This window comes from Streptomyces monomycini (assembly GCF_022271435.1).
GTDB lineage: Bacteria > Actinomycetota > Actinomycetes > Streptomycetales > Streptomycetaceae > Streptomyces > Streptomyces monomycini.
On sequence record NZ_JAFIQY010000038.1, the window covers coordinates 1 to 22,200 of the forward strand.

Consider the following 22,200-nt stretch of genomic DNA (forward strand, 5'->3'; position numbering starts at 1 on the left):
CGGCCACCGGGGCGCGGCGGGCGCGGGCGGCGGGGCGGGCGCGGCCGACGGTGTGCGCGGACGGCGTGTCGGCCGTGTGGCGGCGCGGGGCGGGCACGGGCCCACGGGACCGACGGCGTGTCGACGCGGACCGGGCCGGACCGCCTGACGGCGTGTCGGACACGGAACGACGCGCCTGACGGCGTGTCGGACGTGCCCGGCGCGCTCGTGGGCGCGGACGGTGGCCGTGCGGCGCCCGCCGCGCCCCCTCGGCCGCTTCCGCGGCTACTTCTTCGGCGCCGCCGACCCGCCGCCCTCGGTCGCCTTCTGGTTCTGGCAGCCGGGCTGCCCCGCCATCGCCTTCTTGACGTCGCCGGACTCCAGCTTGCTGAACGCCTGCTCGCTCTTCTTGTTGAGCTTGTTGATGCCGTCGGACAGCGACCGCAGACCGTCCGCGAACTTGCCCTTGTCCCCGGTGTCCAGGCCGTCGACCTGCTTCTTGAGGTCGGCGTAGCCCTTGGAGAGGTCGTTGAGCTCCTTGACCGCGTTCTTCTGGGACTCCTCGCCGCCCTCGGCGGGCGGCGCGCCGGCCTGGTCGAGCGACTTCGCCAGCGACGCGTAGGCGTCGGAGATCTGCTGGAACGCCTTGGAGTCGGCCTCCTGGACCTTCTTGGAGTCGGTGCCGCCGCTGTCGGCCGTCTGCATGGACGTGTTGGCGTCCTGGATCTTCTTGAACTGGGCCTGGGCGGGGTCGCAGAACTTCTTGGCCCAGGCGTCGAGCTTATTGTCACCGTCGTCGCTGCAGCCGGTCAGCGCGAGCATCAGTGCCGCGCCGCCGGACAGCGCGGCCACAAGCTTCTTCTTCACCGGATCGGTCCCTTCCATGGCTCTCGGCCCCGGAACATACACGTCCGAAGGCCCCCGGCCATGAGCCGGTCGGTCCGTGCGCCCCTCATTGCAGCCATTTGCACCAAGCCCTGTGACGCGGCCGGGCGCACAGCAGCGCGGGCGGAGGGCGTGCTCAAAGCACGCCCTCCGCCCGCCCGTTGAGCGGCGCGAACGCCCCGCCCGCTAGGAGACCACCGCCGGGTCGGCGGTCTGCGCCACCTTCCCCGAGTTGTTGTCTTCGTCACCCACCGCGATGCCGCGGCGCTTGGAGACGTACACCGCGACGACGATGACGGCGATGGCCACACCGGAGGCCACGATCCGTACGCCGATGCTCTTGTCCGCGCCGTAGCTGAACTTCACGACGGCCGGTGCGATCAGCAGCGCGACCAGGTTCATGACCTTCAGCAGCGGGTTGATCGCGGGACCCGCGGTGTCCTTGAACGGGTCGCCGACCGTGTCGCCGATGACGGTCGCGGCGTGCGCCTCGCTGCCCTTGCCGCCGTGGTGGCCGTCCTCGACCAGCTTCTTCGCGTTGTCCCAGGCGCCGCCCGAGTTGGCGAGGAAGACCGCCATCAGGGTGCCGGTACCGATGGCGCCCGCGAGGAACGAGCCGAGCGCGCCGACGCCGAGCGAGAAGCCGACGGCGATCGGGGTGAGCACCGCCAGCAGGCCGGGCGTGGCCAGCTCGCGCAGCGCGTCCTTGGTGCAGATGTCCACGACACGCCCGTACTCGGGCTGCTCGGTGTAGTCCATGATCCCGGGCTTCTCGCGGAACTGCCGCCGCACCTCGAAGACGACCGAGCCGGCCGACCGGGACACCGCGTTGATCGCCAGCCCCGAGAAGAGGAAGACGACGGAGGCGCCCAGCACCAGGCCGACCAGGTTGTTCGGCTGCGAGATGTCCAGGCTCAGGCCCATGCCCCGGGCGGCGTCGCCGACATCCCGTACGGCGGTGGCGATCGCGTCGCGGTACGAGCCGAACAGCGCGGCCGCGGCCAGTACGGCCGTGGCGATGGCGATGCCCTTGGTGATGGCCTTGGTGGTGTTGCCGACGGCGTCCAGGTCGGTGAGGACCTGCGCGCCGTCGCCGGTGACGTCACCGGACATCTCGGCGATGCCCTGGGCGTTGTCGGAGACCGGGCCGAAGGTGTCCATCGCGACGATGACGCCGACGGTGGTCAGCAGGCCGGTGCCGGCCAGCGCCACCGCGAACAGCGCCAGCATGATGGACGTGCCGCCCAGCAGGAACGCGCCGTACACGGACAGGCCGATCAGCACCGCGGAGTAGACCGCGGACTCCAGGCCGATGGAGATCCCGGAGAGCACCACCGTCGCCGGGCCGGTCAGGGAGGTCTTGCCGATGTCCCGTACAGGCCGCCGGCTGGTCTCCGTGAAGTAGCCGGTGAGCTGCTGGATGAGCGCGGCCAGCACGATGCCGATGGCGACCGCCACCAGCGCCAGCATCCGCGGATCGCCGCCGCGGGCCAGGATCGCGGGGTCCGTGACGCCGGACAGGTCGGCGTAGGAGGACGGCAGGTACGTGTAGACCGCGACCGCCACCAGGACCAGCGAGATGGCCGCGGAGATGAAGAAGCCGCGGTTGATGGCGGTCATGCCGCTGCGGTCGGAGCGCCGGGGCGCCACGACGAAGATGCCGATCATGGCCGTGAGCACGCCGATGGCCGGGACCAGCAGCGGGAAGGCCAGGCCCGAGTCGCCGAAGGCGGCCATGCCCAGGATGAGGGCGGCGACCAGCGTCACGGCGTACGACTCGAAGAGGTCGGCGGCCATGCCCGCGCAGTCGCCGACGTTGTCGCCCACGTTGTCCGCGATGGTCGCGGCGTTGCGCGGGTCGTCCTCGGGGATGCCCTGCTCGACCTTGCCGACGAGGTCGGCGCCGACGTCCGCGGCCTTGGTGAAGATGCCGCCGCCGACCCGCATGAACATCGCGATCAGCGCGGCGCCGAGGCCGAAGCCCTCCAGGACCTTGGGGGCGTCGACCGCGTAGACGAGCACCACGCAGGACGCGCCGAGCAGGCCGAGCCCCACGGTGAACATGCCGACGACGCCACCCGTACGGAAAGCGATCTTCATGGCCTTGTGCGAGACGGCGGTGAGATCCTTTTTCGCCTCGCCCTCGCCCGGCGTGGCTTCCCGTGCGGCGGCCGCGACGCGCACATTGCTGCGCACCGCCAGCCACATCCCGATATAGCCGGTGGCGGCCGAGAAACCGGCGCCGATCAAGAAGAAGACGCTGCGCCCGGCGCGCTGCGTCCAGTTGTCCGCGGGAAGCAGCATGAGCAGGAAGAACACCACCACGGCGAATACGCCCAGGGTGCGCAACTGCCGGGCGAGATAGGCATTCGCGCCTTCCTGCACGGCGGCGGCGATCTTCTTCATGCTGTCGGTTCCCTCACCGGCGGCGAGCACTTGCCGCACCAGCACCGCCGCGACGGCCAGTGCCGCGAGCGCCACGACGGCGATCACCAGCACCATGCCGCGGTTGCCCGACGTCAGCGATGGCTCGGCCAGGTAAGAGGGATGTTCCAGCAACTGAGGGGTGTAAGGCCCCGCCATTCGTCCTCCTTGACGTTTGGCACATGGGCGCGCGGAAGCACGCTCAGGCGTCCTGAGCAAAGTTGTGGACGGATTGTAGGTAGCGGCACCAGATCAAAACAGGGCGCCTCAAAGGGAATTCGCCGGTCGCGGCCGAGATCGTTCGAAGAACGGACGGAGACCGGACAGAGATCAGGCGAAGAAGCGGCGAAGATCGAAAATAGCGGAGCCGTGGCCGCGTCATCACAATTCGCCTGGACGAATGAATGTGAATAATTCGCTGACAACTGAATGATGATCTCAGAGTCCTACCTAACGCCGCTGCTCACGGCGCCGGGAACGAGCGCCTCGCGGCCCGGCCGGACCGCCGCCGGGGTGGCGGGCTCCGGGCGGTCCGGAGCTCCGCCCGGGGACTCGCAGGGAGGCGCCGGTACGCCCGGCCGCCCTGCGGGGCGCTGGTGGCACCGCGGAGGGGCCGGGCGGCGGTACCGGGGCGGTGAGTGCCGGGCGGCGTCGGCGGCCCGTACCGCCACGGAAGTACGCACTCCGGTAGGGGCCACGCGGCCCTGGTACGGCGGCGGACCGTACGCCCGGTACGGCCGGGTGGGGAGGCGGAGGAGCCGGGCGCACGGGGCCGGTGGGTACGGGGAGCCGGCTGGGCACGAGCGTGCGGATGTGGCCTGAAGAGGAGGGTGAGGGGGACCGGCCCCCGAGTGGCCGGATGGTGGGCCCCGGCCGCGGCGCGCCGCGCGCCACACACCGCGCGGACGCAGCCTCATTCGGCCGCACGAAAGAGTCGGGGCGCGTACGGCCGAATGGGGCGTGCGGGAGTGAAAGAGGGCGCATGGGGGCGCGGGACAGGTTTCCTGCGGTGCGGGTGGGGTCGCCGAGCCTGCGAGGCGTGAGCCCGCGATTCGTCGCAGCGGCCCGCCAGTCCGCCGCAGCAGCCCGCAGGCGCTACGGCGAGGGTTACCGTGCCACGTGGGCAGCCGTACGGCGGGAGAACGCCGACCCGACGGCAGAGCCAGCCCTTACGGCAGGCCGGCCGCTATGGCGGACCAGCCCTACGGCAGCACCGGCGCCGGAGTCGTCGGCCAGCTCATGCGGATGATGCCGCCGGTCTCGCCGGAGGTCACCTCGACGTCGTCGACCAGCCCGCTGATGACCGCGAGCCCCATCTCGTCGTCGCTCTCGGCCGCGTCGCCGTTGTCCGAGACGGGACCGCCGGGCAGCGGCTCCCCGTCCAGACCGCGGACGCCGGGCACCGCCCCGGCACCGGCCGGGCTCCCCGGGACCTCGTCGCCCACCTCGATGGAGAACTTCTTCTCGTCCTCGACCAGGGCGACCCGTACCGGGGCCGTGATGTTGTTGGTGCGGTGCAGCCCCACCGCACGGGTGCACGCCTCACCGACGGCGAGCCGAACCTCGTCCAGCACGGCCTCGTCCACCCCGGCCCGCCGCGCCACGGCAGCCGCGACCAGTCGCGCGGTACGGACGTGCTCGGGAAGGGCGCTGAAGCGGAGTTCGACGGTGGCCATGCCATCCCCCTCGGTATGCGGGCGTGCAACGCAGGGGGCCGGACCGCCAAGCCCGGTTCCCCCCACTGCTTCCAACCCCCGCGCCGCGGCGCGGGGACCGGCGAGCCGTCAGTCGGTCGCTGCGACGGCTTCGTCGACCGAGGTGTGAATCGGGAACACCTTGGTCAGTCCGGTGATACGGAAGATCTTCAAAATGCGCTCCTGGTTGCAGACCAGGCGCAGCGAGCCCTCGTGGGCACGCACCCGCTTGAGCCCGCCGACCAGCACGCCGAGCCCCGTGGAGTCCAGGAAGTCGACACGCTCCATGTCCACCACGAGGTGGTAGCTTCCGTCGTTCACGAGCTCGACCAGCTGCTCCCGCAGCTTGGGCGCGGTGTATACATCAATCTCGCCACCGACCTCGACGACCGTACGGTCGCCAACGGTCCGGGTCGACAGGGACAGGTCCACGGATCCTCCAGCACCTTGCTATCGAGCGGTCGCCCCCCATGGATCGGCAGCCGCGATGGCATTCAATCACTTACCAGCAGGCGTGCACGACGCCTTGTGCGCATTGTCCGTCACACCGGTGACACACTCGATGCCGATGGCCTCCAATCAGCTGCCCCCGGACGGGGGCACCAGCCCCTCCCCGCGCACGGTCCTGGACCGTCTCACCCAGGGGGCGTCCCGCGCTACGCGCATCACTCATACGGAGCACTTGCCCCCGCGCATCGGCAGCCATGCGGAATGGCCCGCACGGATCCGTCCGGAGGTGGTGGAAGCCGCCCGAGCCGCCGGGATCGCCCGGCCGTGGACCCATCAGGCCCGTACCGCCGAGCACGCCCTGCGGGGCGAATCGGTGGTCATCGCCACCGGTACGGCGTCCGGTAAGTCGCTCGCCTACCTGGTCCCGGTGCTGTCCGGGCTCCTGGACGGTTCCGAGGCCCCCAACGGGCGCGGCGCCACGGCGCTGTACCTCGCGCCCACCAAGGCGCTCGCCGCCGATCAGCGGCGCGCCGTCGGCGAACTCGCCGCGCCGCTCGGTACCGCGGTGCGGCCGGCCGTGTACGACGGCGACACGCCGGTCGAGGAACGCGAATGGGTGCGCCAGTACGGCAACTACGTCCTGACCAACCCCGACATGCTCCACCTGGGCATCCTCCCGGCCCACCCCCGCTGGTCCTCCTTCCTGCGCGCCCTGCGCTATGTCGTCATCGACGAGTGCCACAGCTACCGCGGCGTCTTCGGCTCCCACGTGGCCCAGGTCATACGCCGCCTCCGGCGTGTCTGCGCCCGGTACGGCTCCGAACCGGTCTTCCTGCTGGCCTCGGCCACCGCCGCCGAACCGGCCCGGTCAGCCGAGCGGCTGACGGGTCTTCCTGTGGCCGAAGTCACGGAGGACACCTCGCCGCGCGGCGAGGTGGTCTTCGCGCTGTGGGAGCCGCCACTGACGGAGCTGCACGGCGAGCAGGGCGCCCCCGTACGCCGTACCGCCACCGCCGAGACCGCCGACCTGCTGACCGACCTCGCCCTCCAGGACGTCCGTACCGTGGCCTTCGTACGGTCGCGGCGCGGCGCCGAGCTGATCGCCCTCATCGCACAGGAGCGGCTGGGGACGGTCGCGCGGGCCCTGGCCCAGCGGGTGGCCGCGTACCGGGGCGGCTATCTGCCCGAGGAGCGCCGGGCGCTGGAACGCGCCCTGCACACCGGCGACCTGCTCGGTCTGGCCGCCACCACGGCCCTGGAGCTGGGCGTGGACGTCTCCGGGCTGGACGCCGTACTGATCGCCGGCTACCCGGGCACCCGCGCCTCCCTGTGGCAGCAGGCCGGTCGCGCGGGGCGTGCCGGGCAGGGCGCGCTCGCCGTCCTCGTCGCCCGCGACGACCCGCTGGACACCTACCTCGTGCACCATCCGGAAGCGCTCTTCGACCAGCCCGTCGAGTCCACCGTGCTGGACCCGGACAACCCGTACGTGCTCGCCCCGCACCTGTGTGCGGCCGCCGCGGAACTCCCGCTCACCGAGGACGATTTCCCCCTGTTCGGCCCCGCCGCCCCGGGTCTCCTCCCCTCGCTGGAGGCCCGCAAGCTGCTGCGCCGCCGCGCCAAGGCGTGGCACTGGACCCGTCGCGAACGGGCCGCCGACCTCGCCGACATCCGCGGGCAGGGCGGCTCGCCCGTACAGGTCGTGGAGGCGGGCACCGGCCGGCTGCTGGGCACGGTGGACGCCGCCGCCGCGCACACCACCGTCCACGACGGCGCCGTCCACCTCCACCAGGGCCGTACCTACCTGGTCGAGCACCTGGACCTGGAGGACGACGTCGCCCTCGTCCAGGAGGCGAACCCGCCGTATTCGACGACCGCGCGCGACACCACCGCCATCGCCGTCCTGGAGACCGAGACGGAGGTCCCGTGGGGCGACGCGCGCCTGTGCTTCGGCTCGGTGGAGGTCACCAACCAGGTCGTCTCCTACCTGCGCCGCCGGCTGATCACGGGCGAGGTGCTGGGCGAGACGAAACTGGACCTGCCGCCCCGAACGCTGCGGACCCGGGCCGTGTGGTGGACCGTCACCGAGGACCAGCTCGACGCGGCCCGCGTCAATCCCGAGCAGCTCGGCGGCGCCCTGCACGCCGCCGAGCACGCCTCGATCGGCCTGCTGCCGCTGTTCGCCACCTGTGACCGCTGGGACATCGGCGGCGTGTCCCTCCCGCTGCACCCCGACACCCTCCTTCCCACCGTCTTCGTCTACGACGGCCACCCGGGCGGCGCGGGCTTCGCCGAACGCGCCTTCCACACCGCCCCGGAGTGGCTGGCGGCCACCCGCAAGGCCATCGCGTCGTGCGAGTGCGAGGCCGGCTGCCCGTCCTGCATCCAGTCGCCCAAGTGCGGCAACGGCAACGACCCGCTCCACAAGCGAGGCTCCGTACGCCTCCTGACCGAACTCCTGAAGAACGCGCCCGAATCGGCCTCCTGAACGCCCGCGAAATCGACTGATGACCGATTTCTTCTGTGCCAAGCGCGGCCACACGCTCACCCCGGGCCTGCGCCGGCTTCCTGCCGTCCCCGACGTGTCCACGCACGACAAGGACCGCGGCAGGAAGACGGGACTCGCCGCCTCCGTCGTGCCGCAGGGCCGCTACGCGGCCGATCCCGAGCCGTGGGGCGCCCCGTTCGAGCCGCCCGGGCCCGGCGCGCACGCGTCATGGACGACCGTGCCCTGCTCATGCCGCCCGGCATGGACGGCATGGTCTCCGCCGGCCCCCGGAACTCGGTGATCGTCCACCCGGACGACACGCCCGACCTCCGCCAGACCGCCGTCCCCGCCAGCCACCACGGAGGCTGCGGCCCGTTGGGCACGAGCGGCCGCAACATGGCGTGTACGTGCGGGACACTCATCGCCACTCTCGCGGCCGACTGCGTCGGCCCGCACGAACTGCATCTCGATCCGCTGCGTGTGTACGGCTATGACTAGGTGGCCATCGGGGGGGGGTAGAGGGGGCGGAGGTCGTTGCCCGGGTCTGGCTTCCCCTCCCCCCTCCCCACCCCCACCCCACCCCGCCTCCTCCTCCGCCTACGCTTCCAACTCCACCCCCGCCTCCAACTCCGTCTCCACCTCCAACTCCGCCTCGGCCTCGGCCTCCGCCTCCGCCTCCGCCTCCGCCTCCGCTTCGACGATCATCAATGTGCCGTGGCTTCCCGCGCGGACCGCGTGGGGCGCGCCCGCCGGGACCAGGTACAGCTCCCCCGGCCCCACCGGGACGTCCGCGCCGCCCACCGACAGCTCCAGCCGCCCGTCGAGCACGAACAGCGCCTCGGCCGTCCCGTGCGCTTCCTCCTCCCCCGGCAACTCGTCCATGCGCAGCACCTTCACGCGAGCCGCGCCCACCTTCCCCAAGGCACGGGACCTCCACGCTTCCGGCAGCGCGGCCGCCGTTGCCCGTACGTCGATCGCCTTCATGGCATCCCTTCCGGCGGACCGCCCCGGTCACGCCCGAAGAGCCCGCTCGTCATCAAGATCAATGGATGATCCGGACGCTATCCGGGCCGGGGCGGCAGGTGGTCGACCGTTCGGTAAAACCTCCCGGGTCGCCACCGGCCGCTGCTGCCGGGCGCTACTGCCGTACGGGGCCGCTCCGTTCGGGTATCGGCTCGGCGGCCCGGCCCGCTGCCGCCGGCGGGCCCGCGCGGGCGCGGATGTCCGAGGCGAACGGTCCGGTACGGGCCCGGGCCGTGACGTCCGCGATGTCGCCCCGCACCGTGCAGCGCACGAGGTGAGCGTCCTGCGCGGCGGCCACCTCCCGGGCGGCTCGGCAGGCGGCCGACGCGCCCCGGAGTGCGGTGTCCGCCGCCGCCAGGGCCGACAGATCCGCTGCCGCGCCCGCACGATGACGTGTCACGACCACCTGAGCCATGGCGATCACCACCGCGAACACCGTGCACAGCGCGATCGCCGCGAACACCGCCCACACCGTGGCCGATCCCTCATCGCCCCACCGTCTCCTCCGCAAGTGCCGTCGCCTCCCCTCGGAGCGTCAGCGTCAACGGGCCGACGCCGGGCGACGCCGCCTCGACCCGTACGCGCACCTGGTCGCCTCGTCTCTCCAGCACCACCCGCGCGCCCTGCGGAGCCGCGCCGCGAGCCACCGCGCCGACGGTCGCCGCCGGTTCCGACCGGGCTGCCGCCCGGGCCCCGGCGCGGGCCGCGTCCACGCACTGGATCTGCGCGCAGGCAGCCGACAGCCCCCACAGGAGCAGCCCCGTGAACAGCACCAACGCCGGGATGACCAGGGCTGTTTCCGCCGTCACGTACCCCCGGTCACCACAAAGGCCGCAGCTGCGGTCACGGCCGTGACCGTCGTCAGACCTGGACACCGAGGGCCTTCCCGATCACCGCGCGCAGCGCCGCCTCCACCGCGCTGCCCGACAGCACCTTGTAGAGCACGGCCGCGGCCGCACACGCCGCCAGGGTCCCCAGGGCGTACTCGGCCGTGGTCATGCCCCGGTCGGCGCGGGCCCGTTCCCGTAGGGCCGCGACGCGTCGCTCCAGCCACCTTCGTACGAACATCTCGTCCCCCTTGAGGTCTGCAAATCGCTTCCGTCGTCCGTGAGCCGGTGCGGCTCGGGTCGGTCGTGCGCTGTCATGAGTTCTGGGTGAGCGTCGCGGCCAGGCCGTACAGGACCGGTACGACGCCGAGCGTCAGGAAGGCGGGCAGGAAGCAGGCCGCCAGCGGCATCGTGACCAGCACTCCGGCCCGGCGGGCCCGTTCGGCTGCCGAGCGGGACTCCTGCGCTCGCAGCTCCGCCGCGATCCGGGACACGCCCTCCACCGGCGGGACCCCTGACATGCCCGCCCGCTCCATGCACCGGGCCAGGCCCCGGGCGCCGGGGAGCGCGCCGAATCGCCGCCATGCCGTCGCGGGGTCGCTGCCGAGCCGGAGTTCCGCGGCCACGCGCCACAGTTGCTCGCCGACGGGCCCGCCGAGCGACCGCCCCACCGCCTCGGCGGACTCCCGAGGCCCGGCGCCCGCCGCCAGGCAGGCCGCGAGGAGGTCGGCGGCCGGTGCCAGCGACGCCCGCAGGCCGTCCTCGGCCGCCCGCCGTACGGCCTGGGCCCGCGTTCGGCGCCGCCACCGCCCGACTCCGTACGCCACGGCGAGTCCCAGTACGCCACCGGTCACCCCGCCGACGAGAATGGCCACGGCACCCGCGATCACAGCGGGTCCGGCCCGTTCCCGGACGGCCCCGGGCCACCGACGCCCTCGGTCGCGCCTCGGCTTCGGTACCGGGCATCGCCCTGCGCCGTTGCCGTGCCGTACGGCGTCACCCAGGACGGCCTCCACCCGTCGCCGGGCCCTCCGTATGCCGCGCGCTTCCCCGGCCGTGATCAACGCGCCGACCACGGTTGCCAGGACCAGAAAAACAATCCCCAGGGTGTGGACAACTTCTCGGGCGTCTCCTTGCGCGACATCAGCGGACATGGCCGCCTCCTTCGGCGGCCGCGATGATCCGCGCCGTCCAGGCGATGCCGCACCACTCCAGAAGGCCGCCGACCAGCAGGCACACCCATCCGGCGGGGGTGTGCAGCAACACCCGGAGCGGGTCGGCGCCGAGGGCGCTGCCCATCGCCAGCCCTCCGGCCGGAAGGAGCGCGAGCATCAGGGCGGTCGCCCGCGGGCCCGCCAACTGGGCGCGCAGGTCGTCGCGCCGGTCGCGTTCCGCCCGGAGGGCCGTAGCGATCCGTTCCAGCCCGGCGGCCGGCCCGGCCCCACCGTCGACGGCGACCTGCCAGCACGCCGCCACACCGGCCAGTCCCTCCGCGCCCGGCAGCCGCGCCGCCGCCCGGAGGGCCGCCGGTACGTCCCCGCCGAACCGGGCCGCCGCCTCGACGGCCGCGCCCGCCTCGCCGAAGCCCGCGGCACCGACCGCCGTCAGGGCCTGCCCCGGCTGCCGCCCGGCCCGCAGCTCGCCCGCCACCGCTTCGCACAGCTCGATCACCGCCGCGCCCCGGCGCTCCCGCTCCCGCGTCCGCTCGCGGGCCCGGAGCCATCGCCGCACCGGGACCGCCGCCACCACGGCGGCCAACACGGGCACCATCGAACCGGCCGTCACACCGAGGGCGACGCCGGCCGGCAGACACCACAGCTCCCGCGGGAAGCGCATGGCCCCGCCCTGGCTGCCCCCGTCGCTCCGCCGGGGACCCCGGCAGGCGTTCCGCCTTCCACCACCCAACCTGGAGGCCCGGTACGCGGCCCACGTGACCCAATGCGTCACCCGTTGCAGCATCCGGCGAGGCGTGAACTCATCCTTGTCATGGCCCAGTTCGCGGCCCCGCTCCTCCGGGCTCGCCGCCTCCCCGTCCACCAACAACAGGCGCGCCCGTCGTACGTCTCCGCTCCGCCCGCCGGACATCCAGACCGCCAGTCCCGCGCACAGCACGGCCGCACAGACCGGCACCGTCGCCATACCGACGTCACTCATCCCGCACCCCTCCCCCGTTCGCACAGTTCCGTCAACCGCGGCCATCCCGACGCCTCTTGGAAGCCGTCCGGTCTCCACACCGCCGCCGGTACGGTCACCACGAAGCCGTCCCGGTCCCGCTCCAGGACGTCCACCCTGGCGAGCCGCCGTCGGCCGTCCCGGTCCCGTACGAGATGCAGCAGCACCGACAGCGCGGCCGCCACCTGGCTGTGCAGAGCCGCCCGGTCGAGCCCGGCCGTCGAGCCGAGGGCTTCCAGGCGCGCCGGGACGTCGCCGGGGGCATTCGCGTGAACCGTGCCGCAGCCGCCCTCGTGACCGGTGTTCAGTGCCGCCAGCAGGTCCGTGACCTCGGCGCCGCGCACCTCGCCGACCACCAGCCGGTCCGGCCGCATCCGCAGCGCCTGCCGCACCAGGTCCCGCAGGGTGACCCGGCCGACGCCTTCCTGGTTCGCGGGCCGGGTCTCCAGCCGTACGACGTGGGGGTGGTCCGGTCTCAGTTCCGCGGAGTCCTCGGCCAGTACGAGGCGTTCGGCCGGGCCGGCCAGGCCCAGCAACGAGCTGAGCAAAGTGGTCTTCCCGGAGCCGGTCCCACCGCTGATGAGGAAGGAGAGCCGGGCGTCCAGCACGGCCCGCAGCAGGCGGTCGCCGTCCGGTGGCACCGTGCCCGCCGCGACCAGTTCCGCGAGGGTGAAGGCGCGGGGGCGCAGGACGCGCAGTGACAGGCAGGTGCCCGCGACCGCCACCGGAGGCAGTACGGCGTGCAGGCGGGTGCCGTCGGGCAGCCGGGCGTCCACCCAGGGGTGGGCGTCGTCCAGCCGCCGTCCGGCCACCGAGGCCAGCCGCTGGGCGAGGCGGCGCACCGCGGCCTCGTCGGCGAAGCGCACCGAGGTGCGCTCCAGACCGCCGCCGCGGTCCACCCACACCTCGTCCGGCGCGCTGACCAGGACGTCGGTCACCTCCGGTGCGGCGACGAGCGGTTCGAGGGGGCCGGTGCCGACCAGCTCCGACCGCAGCGCCGAGACGACGCCCAGCACCTCCGCGTCGCCGAGCAGGCGGCCCTCGGCGCGCAGCGCCAGCGCGACCCGCGCGGGCGTCGGCTCGGCACCCGCCTGGGCCAGCCGTCCGCGCACCGCCTCCAGCAGCCCGGCACCGATGCCCGTACGGACTCCGGCAGAAGCCTCGATGCCAGGCTGCCCATCGGACGCCCGCAGCCCGAACGCCTGCGGCCCGGTCCCCCGTAGCCCGGACGACTGCGATCCGGACGACTGCGCCCCGGCCACCTGCGGCTCTTCCCCCTGGGGGATCTCAACCCTCACTCGAACCACCCCTTCCGCCCTCACCAGACCGCACACGCCGCCCACCGGCCTCAGGCCCGCCGCCCCTCGACCCCGCAGCCCCCGGTCCCGCGCCACCCGACCCCGCGTCCTCCGCCCCCACGCTCCCCGGCAACACCCGCCCCCAGAACGCCGTGCCAAAGTGCCGCAGCGGTCCGCGGGCGTTTGCTCCGGGCGGCGCGCCCCGGGCCAGTTCCCCCGGAAGGCCGGTCTCCCAGCCCAGCTCTCCGGCCAGGGGAAGTCCGAGCAGCCGGGCGGCCTCCTCGGGCGCCAGCTCCGCGGCGCGGCCGGTGTCCGGGCCTGGGCCGGCGCGCGTGACCACCCGCACGTCCGGCAGGACCGTACGGACCAGGGCCGCCACGCGCCGGGCCGCCGCCAGGGCCCGAAGCCCGGTGGGGACGACCAGCAGGCCGACGTCGACCTGGGCGAGCGCTTCCACGGCCGCTTCGTCCAGCCGGCGCGGCAGGTCCACCACCACGGCGCCGCCCCGCCGGCGGGCCGCCGCCATGACCGCGCGCATCGCCTGCGGCGGGATCGCCACCGTGTCGCCGCGGTCCCAGCTCAGCACCCGTAAGGAGTGCAGCCTCGGCAGCGCTTCCTCCAGGGCGCCGCCGCCCACCCGTCCGCGCGACTCGGCGAAGGCGGGCCAGCGCAGCCCTTCTTCCTTTTCGCCGCCCAGCAGCACATCGAGTCCGCCGCCCAGCGGGTCCGCGTCGACCAGGACGGTCCGGCGGCCCGCGCGGGCCGCTGCCAGGGCCAGGGCGCAGGCGAGGGTGCTCGCGCCGGCGCCGCCGCTGCCGCCGATCACCCCGACCGTCACGGCCGCCGGCCCGACGCCCTCCACCGCGTCGGCGACCCGGTCCACGAGCCAGCTCTCGCCACCAGGGAGCACCAGCACCCGTTCGGCCCCGAGGGCGACGGCCAGCCGCCACAGCTGCCGGTCGTCCGCGCCCCGGGCGACGAGCACCACCCCGTCCCGGCGGCCCGCCCCGCACAGCCGGGGCGCGCAGTCGGCGCCGACGATCACCAGGGGCGCCGAGGCCCAGCCCGGGCTCCGGCCGCGGGCGACGCCATGGGCCACTTCCGGTGTCGCGCCGGCTGCCGCGCAGAGTCTCAGGACGTCGTCGAGAAGTTCCTCGTCCTCGGTGACGACCAGCGGTCCGCCGCGCCCTTCGGCGGGCCCGGGCGGTTGATCGGGAGTCATACGTCCGGCCACGTTCCGTTCCCCTATCGCTACACAACTCACACATCCGCGAACTCGCGGAGTTTTCATCGTGCGGCGATCCGGAAAATCCCGTGGATCTTGGTCCAAAACTGTGGACAACTCAATGGCTGTGAATATCCCAGTCACCTATACCGGCGACCTTGAAGGCTCCCTTAGAGCAGCGTCACGACTACTCAGAGTGGCGGAGGGTGGGCAGCGGCGGGCCCGGGGCCGAGCGGTGAAGAGGAAGCGGCCGATCCGCCTCGGACGGGCAAAAACGCGTCCGGACATGCGACGACCCCCGCCGGGGGGGAGAGCGGGGGTCGTCCCCACGGCCGACTCGGGGGGGGAGGAGTCGGACCGGGTTAGCACGGTCGCGAACGATCCGTGACTTCCATGGTGTACCCGAGAGCCTTCTCAGGCAAACCCACGCGCCACACCTTACGCCGAATGGTGGGCGCCTATGCTCGCCCCGTGGAAAACCACTCCGTGCCTCACTCGACACCCCGCACAGCCGCGTTCTTCGACCTGGACAAGACAGTCATTGCTAAGTCGAGCACGCTGACCTTCAGCAAGTCGTTCTACCAAGGCGGCCTGATCAATCGCCGGGCCGTACTGCGTACCGCCTACGCCCAGTTCGTCTTCCTCGCGGGCGGCGCCGACCACGACCAGATGGAGCGGATGCGCGCCTACCTGTCGGCTCTCTGCCGGGGCTGGGACGTGGCCCAGGTCCGGGAGATCATCGCGGAGACCCTCCACGAACTGATCGACCCGCTCATCTACGACGAGGCCGCCTCGCTCATCGAGGAGCACCACACCGCGGGCCGCGACGTCGTGATCGTCTCCACCTCGGGCGCCGAGGTGGTCGAGCCCATCGGCAAGCTGCTCGGCGCCGACCGCGTGGTGGCCACCCGGATGGTCGTCGGCGCGGACGGCCGCTTCACGGGCGAGGTGGAGTACTACGCCTACGGCCCGACCAAGGCGCAGGCGGTCCGGGACCTCGCCGCGTCCGAGGGCTACGACCTGGCGCGCTGCTACGCGTACAGCGATTCGGCGACCGACGTGCCGATGCTGGAGGCGGTCGGCCATCCGTACGCCGTCAATCCGGACCGCGCGCTGCGCCGCGAGGCCGCGAGCCGGGGCTGGCCGGTCCTGTCGTTCACCCGGCCGGTCCAGCTGAAGCAGCGGCTGCCCTCCCTGGGAATGCCGTCGCGTCCGGTGCTCGCCACGGTGGCCGCCGTGGGCGCGGCCGCCGCGACCGCGGGCCTCGTCTGGTACGCGAGCCGGCGGCGCCCGGTTTTTGCCCGTATCACCCGAGTTTGAAGGGAAAAGTAAAGAACTGTGGCGAGGGGTTCCGCTTCCCCCGCGGCAGGAGTACAAAGGACGTAACGGCCCGCGAGACCGAGGACATCCGAGAGGAAGACCTTCTACGCAGCAAGGCCCCACGGACCGAAGCACGGAAACCGGGCACCCACGCGACGCCGACCCGTCGATTACGGGCCAGCCGTACCAGGTGACGGACCAAGTCTCCGACCTGATCGGCAACATCCGGAGCGCGCTTGGTAACCCGGTGGACGTGCCAGCGGCGGTACCGGAACGACTGGGTACCGCCGCAACCCTTTGCCCGGGCCGCGACGGCCTCCCCGGCGGCCCGTCACGCCGCCGCCCCGACCCCGGTCACGCAGGAATCACGCCGCCCCGCGCTGCATCGCCTCGCACACCGCCGTGCTCTCCCGCGCCCCCAGCTCCACCGCCCGGCCGCAGTGCGCGATCCACGCCGCCACGCCCTCCGGGGTGCCGGACGCATAGCCTTCCAGCGCCGCCACGTAGGCGGCCCGGTCCTGTTCCGCGTGACCGACCTCCGCCGGGCAGACCGACTTCGGGTCCAGCCCGCTGCCGACCAGCACAATGCGCTCGGCGGCCCGGGCGACCAGCCCGTTGTACGAGCCGAAGGGCCGCAGCGCCAGCAGTTCGCCGTGCACCACGGCCGCCACCACCAGGGCCGGCGCCTCGCTGCCCGCCAGCAGCAGCCGCGCCAACCCGTCCAGGCGCCCGGCGACCTCGTCGGCGTCCGGCAGCGCCAGTTCCACCAGCGGCTCGTCGACCGGCTCACCCGCCAGCCGGGGCCGCCCCACCGCGTCCTGGTCGGCGTCGCCGCTCGCCGCCACCAGGTGCAGCCGCGCCAGCACCCGCAGGGGCGACTGCCGCCACACGCTGAGCAGTTGCCTGGCCTCGGCGGTGAGCCGCAGTGCCGCGCCGACCGTCCGCGGTTCCCCCTCGACACCGAAGTCGGAACGCCGCCGCACCTCCTCCAGCGCCCAGTCGGCCCCGGCCAGCGCGGCGGAGGCCCGCGCTCCGCGCAGCGCCGCCTCGGAGGTGATCTCGTTGCTGCGCCGCCGCATGATCCGGTGCCCGTAGACCCGGTCCACGCTCGTGCGCACGGAGTCCACGGAGTCGGTGACCCCCGGGAGCGAGGCCAGGGTCGCGAGCGGATCGGCTGTCGTACTCATGGGTACGACCCTACGCACCCCGGAAGCCGCAAGACCGAACCGCTCGAAGGAGTGGTCTTCTTCACCCGAACCTCTCACCCGGGGCAACTCGGCGCTTACGCTTCGTGACCATGAAGATCGCGTTCGTGGGCAAGGGCGGCAGTGGGAAGACCACGCTGTCCTCCCTGTTCATCCGCCACCTCGCCGCCGCCCGCGTCCCCGTGATCGCGGTGGACGCCGACATCAATCAGCATCTGGCCACCGCCCTCGGCATGGACGAGGCGGAGGCCGCCGCACTGCCGGCGCTCGGCGCCCGGCTGCCGCTGGTCAAGGACTACCTGCGCGGCACCAACCCGCGTATCGCCTCCGCCGAGACCATGATCAAGACGACGCCGCCCGGTGAGGGCTCCCGGCTGCTGCGGGTCGTCGAGGACAACCCGGTCTACGCGGCGTGCGCCCGGCCCGTCCTCCTGGAGGGCGAACCGGTGCGCCTGCTGACGACCGGTCCCTTCGCCGAGTCCGACCTGGGGGTGGCCTGCTACCACTCCAAGACCGGCGCGGTCGAACTGTGCCTGAACCACCTCGTGGACGGCCGCGAGGAGTACGTCGTCGTCGACATGACGGCCGGCTCCGACTCCTTCGCCTCCGGGATGTTCACCCGCTTCGACCTGACCTTCCTGGTCGCCGAGCCCACCCGCAAGGGCGTCGCGGTCTACCGCCAGTACAAGGACTACGCGCGCGACTACGGCGTCGCCCTCAAGGTCGTCGGCAACAAGGTCCAGGGCCCGGACGACGCCGCCTTTCTGGCCGACGAGGTGGGCGAGGACCTGCTGCTGACGGTGGGGGACTCGGCGTGGGTGCGGGCCATGGAGAAGGGCCGGCCGCGCCGCTTCGACCTGCTGGAGGCCGACCACCGGCAGGCCCTGAAGGAGCTGCACGCCGCCGCTGACGAAATGTACGAGCAGCGCGACTGGGAGCGCTACACCCGCCAGATGGTGCACTTCCACCTGAAGAACGCGGAGAGCTGGGCGAACGCGAAGACGGGCGCCGACCTGGCGGCCCAAGTCGACCCCGCCTTCGTCCTCGCCGAGTCCGCGGGGGCCCCGCAGCCCGCCTGACACCGGCCCGGAAGCGGCACGGTGCCAGGCGGCCTCGGAGCCCTTGGCCCTGCCTCCCCGCTACTCCGCGTCCCGCCGCGCCGGTTCGGCCGGGCCGGCCGAACCGGCGGGCCTGCCCGGCGCGCCGGGCTTCGCGGACGGGGACACCAGGTAGCTCCCCCACCCGCCCTTCGGCGCACCGCCCACCGGCAGCGCGCGCAGCTTCTCCAGCACCTTCGGGTCCTGCGCGTCCAGCCAGTCGGCCAGTTGCTTGAAGGTCACGCAGCGCACGCCCTGACGGGGGCAGATGTTCTTGATCGCATCCTCGACGGCGCGCATGTACGTGCCGCCGTTCCAGGACTCGAAGTGGTTGCCGACGACGAGCGGTGCCCGGTTGCCCTTCTCGGCCCGCTCGAACGCGGCGAGCAGGCCGTCCCGCATCTGCTTGCCCCAGGTGGCGTGCATCGCCGGGTCGCCCCTGGTCGTACCGGACTGGTTGGCGAGGAAGTTGTAGTCCATCGAGAGCGTCTCGAAGGCCCGGCCGGGGACGGGGATCTGCTGGAGCGGGAAGTCCCAGATGCCGTCGATCTGCTGCGGCCACAGCTGCCGGCCGCCGACGGAGCTGGAGTCGTAGCGGAAGCCCATCGCCTTGGCGGCGGGGATGAGGTTGCGCTGCCCTTCGAGGCAGGGGGCGCGGCCGCCGACGAGTTCCTTGCTGTAGTCGAACGGCAGCGGCTTCTCGGTCTTGAGTCCGGTGTGCGTCTTCCAGGACTTGACGAACGCCTCGGCCTGCCGGATCTCGCTCTGCCACTCCTCCGGCGACCAGGTGCCGACACCGCCGTTGGCGCCGCAGAAGTGGCCGTTGAAGTGCGTACCGATCTCGTTGCCGTCCATCCAGGCGCCGCGGATCTGTTCCACGGTGGCCCGGACGCCCTTGACGTCGTTGAAGCCGATGTCGGAGGCGCCGGGGGTGTGCTTGGGCGGGTGGTAGGCGTCCTTCCTGTTGCCCGGGAGCAGGTAGACACCGCTGAGGAAGTACGTCATCCGCGCGTCGTACTTCTTGCCGACCGCGCGGAAGTGCGAGAACAGCTTCTGGCTGTCCTCGCCGGCGCCGTCCCAGGAGAAGACCACGAACTGCGGCGGCCGCTCACCGGGTCTCAGACGCTCGGCCTTCGGCTGCATGGGCTGCGCCCCGGTGTACGCGGTCGAGCCGTCGCCGATGAGCTTGACCTGCTGTGCGGTGCGCTGCGGCGCGGCCTGGCCGCCCTGGGCGCCGCTCGGCCCGCCCCCGTTCCCCCCGGCACAGCCGGCGACTGCCGCCAGCGCCATCGTCGTGACCAGTCCGGCCGTGACCCTTGATGCGGCTGCCATCAGCCACCTCACTCCCTGAGCTGTGAACTGCGAAACGGAATCATCAAAAAAACTGATTAACCGTTTCTCAGCCCGCATAAGCCATGGAATGGGCCGTAAGGGACAAGCGACTCGACGCTGCATTCACTCGAAAGACGGAACGACAGGCCCGAATGCCTGAAAAGACTTCTCTGTGCCTTTACGTGTCATTACGCTTCATTTACCGATGCTTGAGAGTCACCGGGCCGTCACGAACCGTGACACCAGCCGGCCGGCTCGCGTCCCGCCGCAGTACACCGCCGCCCACGATCGCGCCCCCGCGCGACCGCGCCGCCCCGGAGGAGACGGGAATGTCGCAGCTTCAGAAGCCGCCGGGACCGCCGGAGCCGACCGGTGCACCGAGCACACGCCGTACGCGGCCCCCGCGGACCTCGCGGTCCCCCCGGCCTTCACAGGCCCCACAGGCCCCACAGCCCTCGCAGGCCCCACAGTCCCCGCCGCCCCCGCGCCCCCAGCACCCCGCCGACCGGGCCGCGTCCTGGCGCGGCGACCTGTCCGCCTCGGTCGTCGTCTTCCTGATCGCCGTACCGCTCTCGCTGGGCCTCGCCCTTGCCACCGGGGCGCCCCTCCAGGCAGGCCTGGTCGCCGCGGCCGTCGGCGGCATCGTGGCCGGGCTGCTCGGCGGCGCTCCCCTCCAGGTCAGCGGCGCGGCGACGAGCCTGCTCGTGGTCACGGCCGAACTGGTGCAGCGGTACGGCTGGCGGGCCACCTGCGCCGTCACGGCCCTCGCCGGGCTGGCTCAACTCGTACTCGGCGCCGTACGGGTGGCCCGGGGCGCGCTCGCGATCAGCCCCGCGATCGTGCACGCCATGCTCGCGGGCATCGGCGTCACCATCGCCGTCGGGCAGCTGCACGTGGTGCTCGGCGGCAGCCCCGACAGCTCGGCGGTCGACAACGTCGCGGCGCTGCCCGGCCAGTTGGCGCACCCGCACGCCCCCGCCCTGCTCGTCGGCGCCGTCACGGTCGCGGTGCTCGCCGGGTGGCAGCGGCTGCCCGGGCGGGCCGGACGGGCGCTGCGGACGGTCCCCGCCCCGCTGGCCGCCGTGGCCGCCGCCACGACCGTGAGCGCGGCCGTGCCGGTGCCGCGCGTCGCCCTGCCCGAGTGGTCGCTCCAGGCCCTGCCCGCCCTCCCGGACGGGCCGGTCCTGGGGATCGCCGCCGCCGTCCTGACCGTCACCCTCGTCGCCAGCATGGAGTCCCTGCTGTCGGCGGTAGCGGTGGACCGCCTCGCCGCCGACCGCGGCGTCCCCACGTCCGGTACGGACCTGAACCGCGAACTGACGGGCCAGGGCGTCGCCAACGTGGTGTCCGGGCTGCTGGGCGGGCTCCCGGTGGCCGGGGGCGCGATGCGCGGCTCGGCGAGCGTGCGGGCGGGCGCCGTCAGCCGGCGCGCGACCGTGCTGCACGGCGCCTGGGTCGTGCTGTGCGCCGGTCTGCTCGCCTCGGCGCTGGAGCTGATCCCGCTGGCCGCCCTCGCCGCGCTGGTGATGGTCATGGGCGTACGGATGGTGAGCTTCGCGCACATCAGACATGTGCAGCGGCACCGGGAGTTCCCGGTCTACGCGGTCACCCTGGGCGGTGTGGTGCTGTTCGGCGTCCTCCAGGGGGTGGCCCTGGGCATCGGGGTCACGGTCTTCCTGTCGCTGCGGCGGCTGACCCACACCCGGGTCACGGTCAGCGCCGAGGACGGGCGCCACCGGGTGCGCGTCAACGGGCAGTTGACCTTTCTCGCGGTACCGAGGCTGACCCGGGCGCTCGCCCAGGTGCCCGCCGGCGCGGACACCGTCGTCGAGCTGGGAGGCTCGTTCATGGACCACGCCGCGTACGAGGCCCTGCGGACCTGGTCCGGCCGGCATCGCGCGGGCGGCGGCTGGGTGACCCTGGGCGGCCGCGCCGGGGGCCCGATCGCGGAGCCCGCGAGCGCCCACCAGTGCCGCCCGTGGACCCCGTGGCGCAATCACCACTGCACCCGCCCGCCCGAGGAGGCCGCGGCCGCTCCGCGGTCCAGCGGCGATCAACTGCTCGGCGGGGTCAGCGCGTTCCAGCGCCACACGGCCCCGCTGGTCCGGGACGAGCTGGCCCGGCTGGCGCACGAAGGGCAGCGGCCCACTCAGCTCTTCCTGACGTGTGCCGACTCCCGGCTGGTCACCAGCATGATCACGTCCAGCGGTCCGGGCGACCTGTTCACCGTCCGCAATGTCGGCAATCTGATGCCGCCGCCCGGTACGGACGCCGCCTGCGACTCCGTGGGCGCGGCCATCGAGTACGCGGTCGAGGTGCTGAAGGTCGGTTCGCTGACCGTCTGCGGGCATTCGGGGTGCGGCGCGATGCAGGCGCTGCTCGGCGCGGACCACGAGCCGGGCGCGCGGACCCCGCTCGCGCGCTGGCTGCGGCACGGCCGCCCGAGCCTGGCGCGGATGCAGCGGATCGGCCGGCTGGGCCGGGGCGAAGTCGCGCTCGCCGACCGCCCGGTGGCCGACGACGTGGAACGGCTCGCGCTGGTCAACGTCGTCCAGCAGCTCGACCACCTGATGTCGTACCCGTGCGTCGCGCACCGCGTCGCCGAGGGCGTGCTCACCCTGCACGGCATGTATTTCCACCTGGCCGAGGCCCAGGCGTACGTCCTCGACCGCACGACGGGCCGGTTCCGCGCGGTACGGCCGGAGGCGGCGGTCACGCCGTAGCCGGCGGCGGTGGTCGTCCCGTCAGCCGGGAGCCTCTTCCTCACCCTCGTCAAGTCCCCGT

The 22,200-nt window shown here is 73.1% G+C and carries 19 protein-coding genes; 5 read left to right on the top strand and 14 right to left on the bottom strand.

What is annotated here, in order from left to right:
- Positions 1-264: 264 nt before the first annotated feature.
- From JXZ78_RS31250 to bldG, 4 genes are all read right to left on the bottom strand, one after another.
- Positions 265-846 carry a small secreted protein gene (locus tag JXZ78_RS31250; protein WP_238783246.1) on the bottom strand — a complete coding sequence of 194 codons (582 nt, stop codon included), beginning with the start codon at positions 844-846 and terminating at the stop codon, positions 265-267.
- Between the two features lie 204 nt (positions 847-1,050).
- Positions 1,051-3,447 (bottom strand): sodium-translocating pyrophosphatase, encoded by a 2,397-nt coding sequence (locus JXZ78_RS31255; RefSeq protein WP_030019291.1) that lies wholly within the window; start codon positions 3,445-3,447, stop codon positions 1,051-1,053.
- Positions 3,448-4,490: 1,043 nt separating this feature from the next.
- The gene (locus tag JXZ78_RS31260; RefSeq protein ID WP_030019292.1) at positions 4,491-4,964 is read right to left on the bottom strand and encodes an ATP-binding protein; all 474 of its coding nucleotides are present in this window, start codon (positions 4,962-4,964) and stop codon (positions 4,491-4,493) included.
- Positions 4,965-5,072: 108 nt separating this feature from the next.
- The gene (gene bldG / locus JXZ78_RS31265) at positions 5,073-5,414 is read right to left on the bottom strand and encodes an anti-sigma factor antagonist BldG (RefSeq protein ID WP_004571875.1); all 342 of its coding nucleotides are present in this window, start codon (positions 5,412-5,414) and stop codon (positions 5,073-5,075) included.
- 55 nt (positions 5,415-5,469) lie between these two features.
- Here bldG and sftH point away from each other — a divergent pair, with 55 nt between their 5' ends.
- Complete coding sequence (gene sftH, locus JXZ78_RS31270; RefSeq protein ID WP_078624123.1) at positions 5,470-7,917, top strand: DEAD/DEAH box helicase; 2,448 nt, start codon at positions 5,470-5,472, stop codon at positions 7,915-7,917.
- A gap of 228 nt (positions 7,918-8,145) precedes the next feature.
- Positions 8,146-8,415, top strand: coding sequence for a hypothetical protein (locus tag JXZ78_RS31275; RefSeq protein ID WP_050502305.1), 270 nt, complete (start codon positions 8,146-8,148; stop codon positions 8,413-8,415).
- A gap of 99 nt (positions 8,416-8,514) precedes the next feature.
- Here JXZ78_RS31275 and JXZ78_RS40455 read toward each other — a convergent pair whose 3' ends face one another.
- From JXZ78_RS40455 to ssd, 8 genes are all read right to left on the bottom strand, one after another.
- The gene (locus tag JXZ78_RS40455; RefSeq protein ID WP_078624499.1) at positions 8,515-8,901 is read right to left on the bottom strand and encodes a cupin domain-containing protein; all 387 of its coding nucleotides are present in this window, start codon (positions 8,899-8,901) and stop codon (positions 8,515-8,517) included.
- Positions 8,902-9,055: 154 nt separating this feature from the next.
- Positions 9,056-9,403, bottom strand: a complete 348-nt coding sequence (locus JXZ78_RS31285) for an Rv3654c family TadE-like protein (protein ID WP_238783487.1) — start codon at positions 9,401-9,403, stop codon at positions 9,056-9,058.
- 22 nt (positions 9,404-9,425) lie between these two features.
- Positions 9,426-9,749, bottom strand: coding sequence for a TadE family type IV pilus minor pilin (locus JXZ78_RS31290; protein ID WP_030022538.1), 324 nt, complete (start codon positions 9,747-9,749; stop codon positions 9,426-9,428).
- A 52-nt stretch (positions 9,750-9,801) separates the two neighbouring features.
- Positions 9,802-10,008, bottom strand: a complete 207-nt coding sequence (locus JXZ78_RS31295; protein ID WP_033038917.1) for a DUF4244 domain-containing protein — start codon at positions 10,006-10,008, stop codon at positions 9,802-9,804.
- 73 nt (positions 10,009-10,081) lie between these two features.
- Positions 10,082-10,642 (bottom strand): type II secretion system F family protein, encoded by a 561-nt coding sequence (locus tag JXZ78_RS31300; protein ID WP_308281069.1) that lies wholly within the window; start codon positions 10,640-10,642, stop codon positions 10,082-10,084.
- A gap of 268 nt (positions 10,643-10,910) precedes the next feature.
- Complete coding sequence (locus tag JXZ78_RS31305; protein WP_238783488.1) at positions 10,911-11,921, bottom strand: type II secretion system F family protein; 1,011 nt, start codon at positions 11,919-11,921, stop codon at positions 10,911-10,913.
- The gene (locus JXZ78_RS31310; protein ID WP_078624505.1) at positions 11,918-13,105 is read right to left on the bottom strand and encodes a TadA family conjugal transfer-associated ATPase; all 1,188 of its coding nucleotides are present in this window, start codon (positions 13,103-13,105) and stop codon (positions 11,918-11,920) included. Before JXZ78_RS31310 ends, JXZ78_RS31305 begins: the two co-directional genes overlap by 4 nt.
- A 121-nt stretch (positions 13,106-13,226) precedes the next feature.
- Entirely contained in the window at positions 13,227-14,471 is a 1,245-nt protein-coding gene (gene ssd / locus JXZ78_RS31315; RefSeq protein WP_078624502.1) for a septum site-determining protein Ssd, read from the bottom strand.
- 438 nt (positions 14,472-14,909) lie between these two features.
- On the opposite strand from ssd, the gene JXZ78_RS31320 reads away from it, so the two are divergent.
- Positions 14,910-15,782, top strand: coding sequence for an HAD family hydrolase (locus JXZ78_RS31320; RefSeq protein ID WP_030022543.1), 873 nt, complete (start codon positions 14,910-14,912; stop codon positions 15,780-15,782).
- A 365-nt stretch (positions 15,783-16,147) separates the two neighbouring features.
- On the opposite strand, the gene JXZ78_RS31325 is transcribed toward JXZ78_RS31320, so the two are convergent.
- On the bottom strand, positions 16,148-16,969 hold the full coding sequence (locus JXZ78_RS31325; protein WP_238783489.1) for a Fic family protein: 822 nt from the start codon (positions 16,967-16,969) through the stop codon (positions 16,148-16,150).
- Between the two features lie 110 nt (positions 16,970-17,079).
- On the opposite strand from JXZ78_RS31325, the gene JXZ78_RS31330 reads away from it, so the two are divergent.
- The gene (locus JXZ78_RS31330) at positions 17,080-18,066 is read left to right on the top strand and encodes an ATP-binding protein (RefSeq protein ID WP_030022545.1); all 987 of its coding nucleotides are present in this window, start codon (positions 17,080-17,082) and stop codon (positions 18,064-18,066) included.
- Between the two features lie 60 nt (positions 18,067-18,126).
- On the opposite strand, the gene JXZ78_RS31335 is transcribed toward JXZ78_RS31330, so the two are convergent.
- On the bottom strand, positions 18,127-19,416 hold the full coding sequence (locus JXZ78_RS31335) for a polysaccharide deacetylase family protein (RefSeq protein WP_106968865.1): 1,290 nt from the start codon (positions 19,414-19,416) through the stop codon (positions 18,127-18,129).
- 329 nt (positions 19,417-19,745) lie between these two features.
- On the opposite strand from JXZ78_RS31335, the gene JXZ78_RS31340 reads away from it, so the two are divergent.
- On the top strand, positions 19,746-22,139 hold the full coding sequence (locus JXZ78_RS31340) for a SulP family inorganic anion transporter (RefSeq protein ID WP_078624503.1): 2,394 nt from the start codon (positions 19,746-19,748) through the stop codon (positions 22,137-22,139).
- Positions 22,140-22,200: the final 61 nt, after the last annotated feature.

Excerpts from the sequence above, each read along its gene's own strand:
- JXZ78_RS31255 (WP_030019291.1), bottom strand. The coding sequence starts at position 3,447 with ATGGCGGGGCCTTACACCCCTCAGTTGCTGGAACATCCCTCTTACCTG.
- JXZ78_RS31260 (WP_030019292.1), bottom strand. The coding sequence starts at position 4,964 with ATGGCCACCGTCGAACTCCGCTTCAGCGCCCTTCCCGAGCACGTCCGT.
- sftH (WP_078624123.1), top strand. The coding sequence starts at position 5,470 with ATGGCATTCAATCACTTACCAGCAGGCGTGCACGACGCCTTGTGCGCA.
- JXZ78_RS31275 (WP_050502305.1), top strand. The coding sequence starts at position 8,146 with ATGGACGACCGTGCCCTGCTCATGCCGCCCGGCATGGACGGCATGGTC.
- JXZ78_RS40455 (WP_078624499.1), bottom strand. The coding sequence starts at position 8,901 with ATGAAGGCGATCGACGTACGGGCAACGGCGGCCGCGCTGCCGGAAGCG.
- JXZ78_RS31295 (WP_033038917.1), bottom strand. The coding sequence starts at position 10,008 with ATGTTCGTACGAAGGTGGCTGGAGCGACGCGTCGCGGCCCTACGGGAA.
- JXZ78_RS31305 (WP_238783488.1), bottom strand. The coding sequence starts at position 11,921 with ATGAGTGACGTCGGTATGGCGACGGTGCCGGTCTGTGCGGCCGTGCTG.
- JXZ78_RS31320 (WP_030022543.1), top strand. The coding sequence starts at position 14,910 with ATGGTGGGCGCCTATGCTCGCCCCGTGGAAAACCACTCCGTGCCTCAC.
- JXZ78_RS31325 (WP_238783489.1), bottom strand. The coding sequence starts at position 16,969 with ATGAGTACGACAGCCGATCCGCTCGCGACCCTGGCCTCGCTCCCGGGG.
- JXZ78_RS31330 (WP_030022545.1), top strand. The coding sequence starts at position 17,080 with ATGAAGATCGCGTTCGTGGGCAAGGGCGGCAGTGGGAAGACCACGCTG.
- JXZ78_RS31335 (WP_106968865.1), bottom strand. The coding sequence starts at position 19,416 with ATGGCAGCCGCATCAAGGGTCACGGCCGGACTGGTCACGACGATGGCG.
- JXZ78_RS31340 (WP_078624503.1), top strand. The coding sequence starts at position 19,746 with ATGTCGCAGCTTCAGAAGCCGCCGGGACCGCCGGAGCCGACCGGTGCA.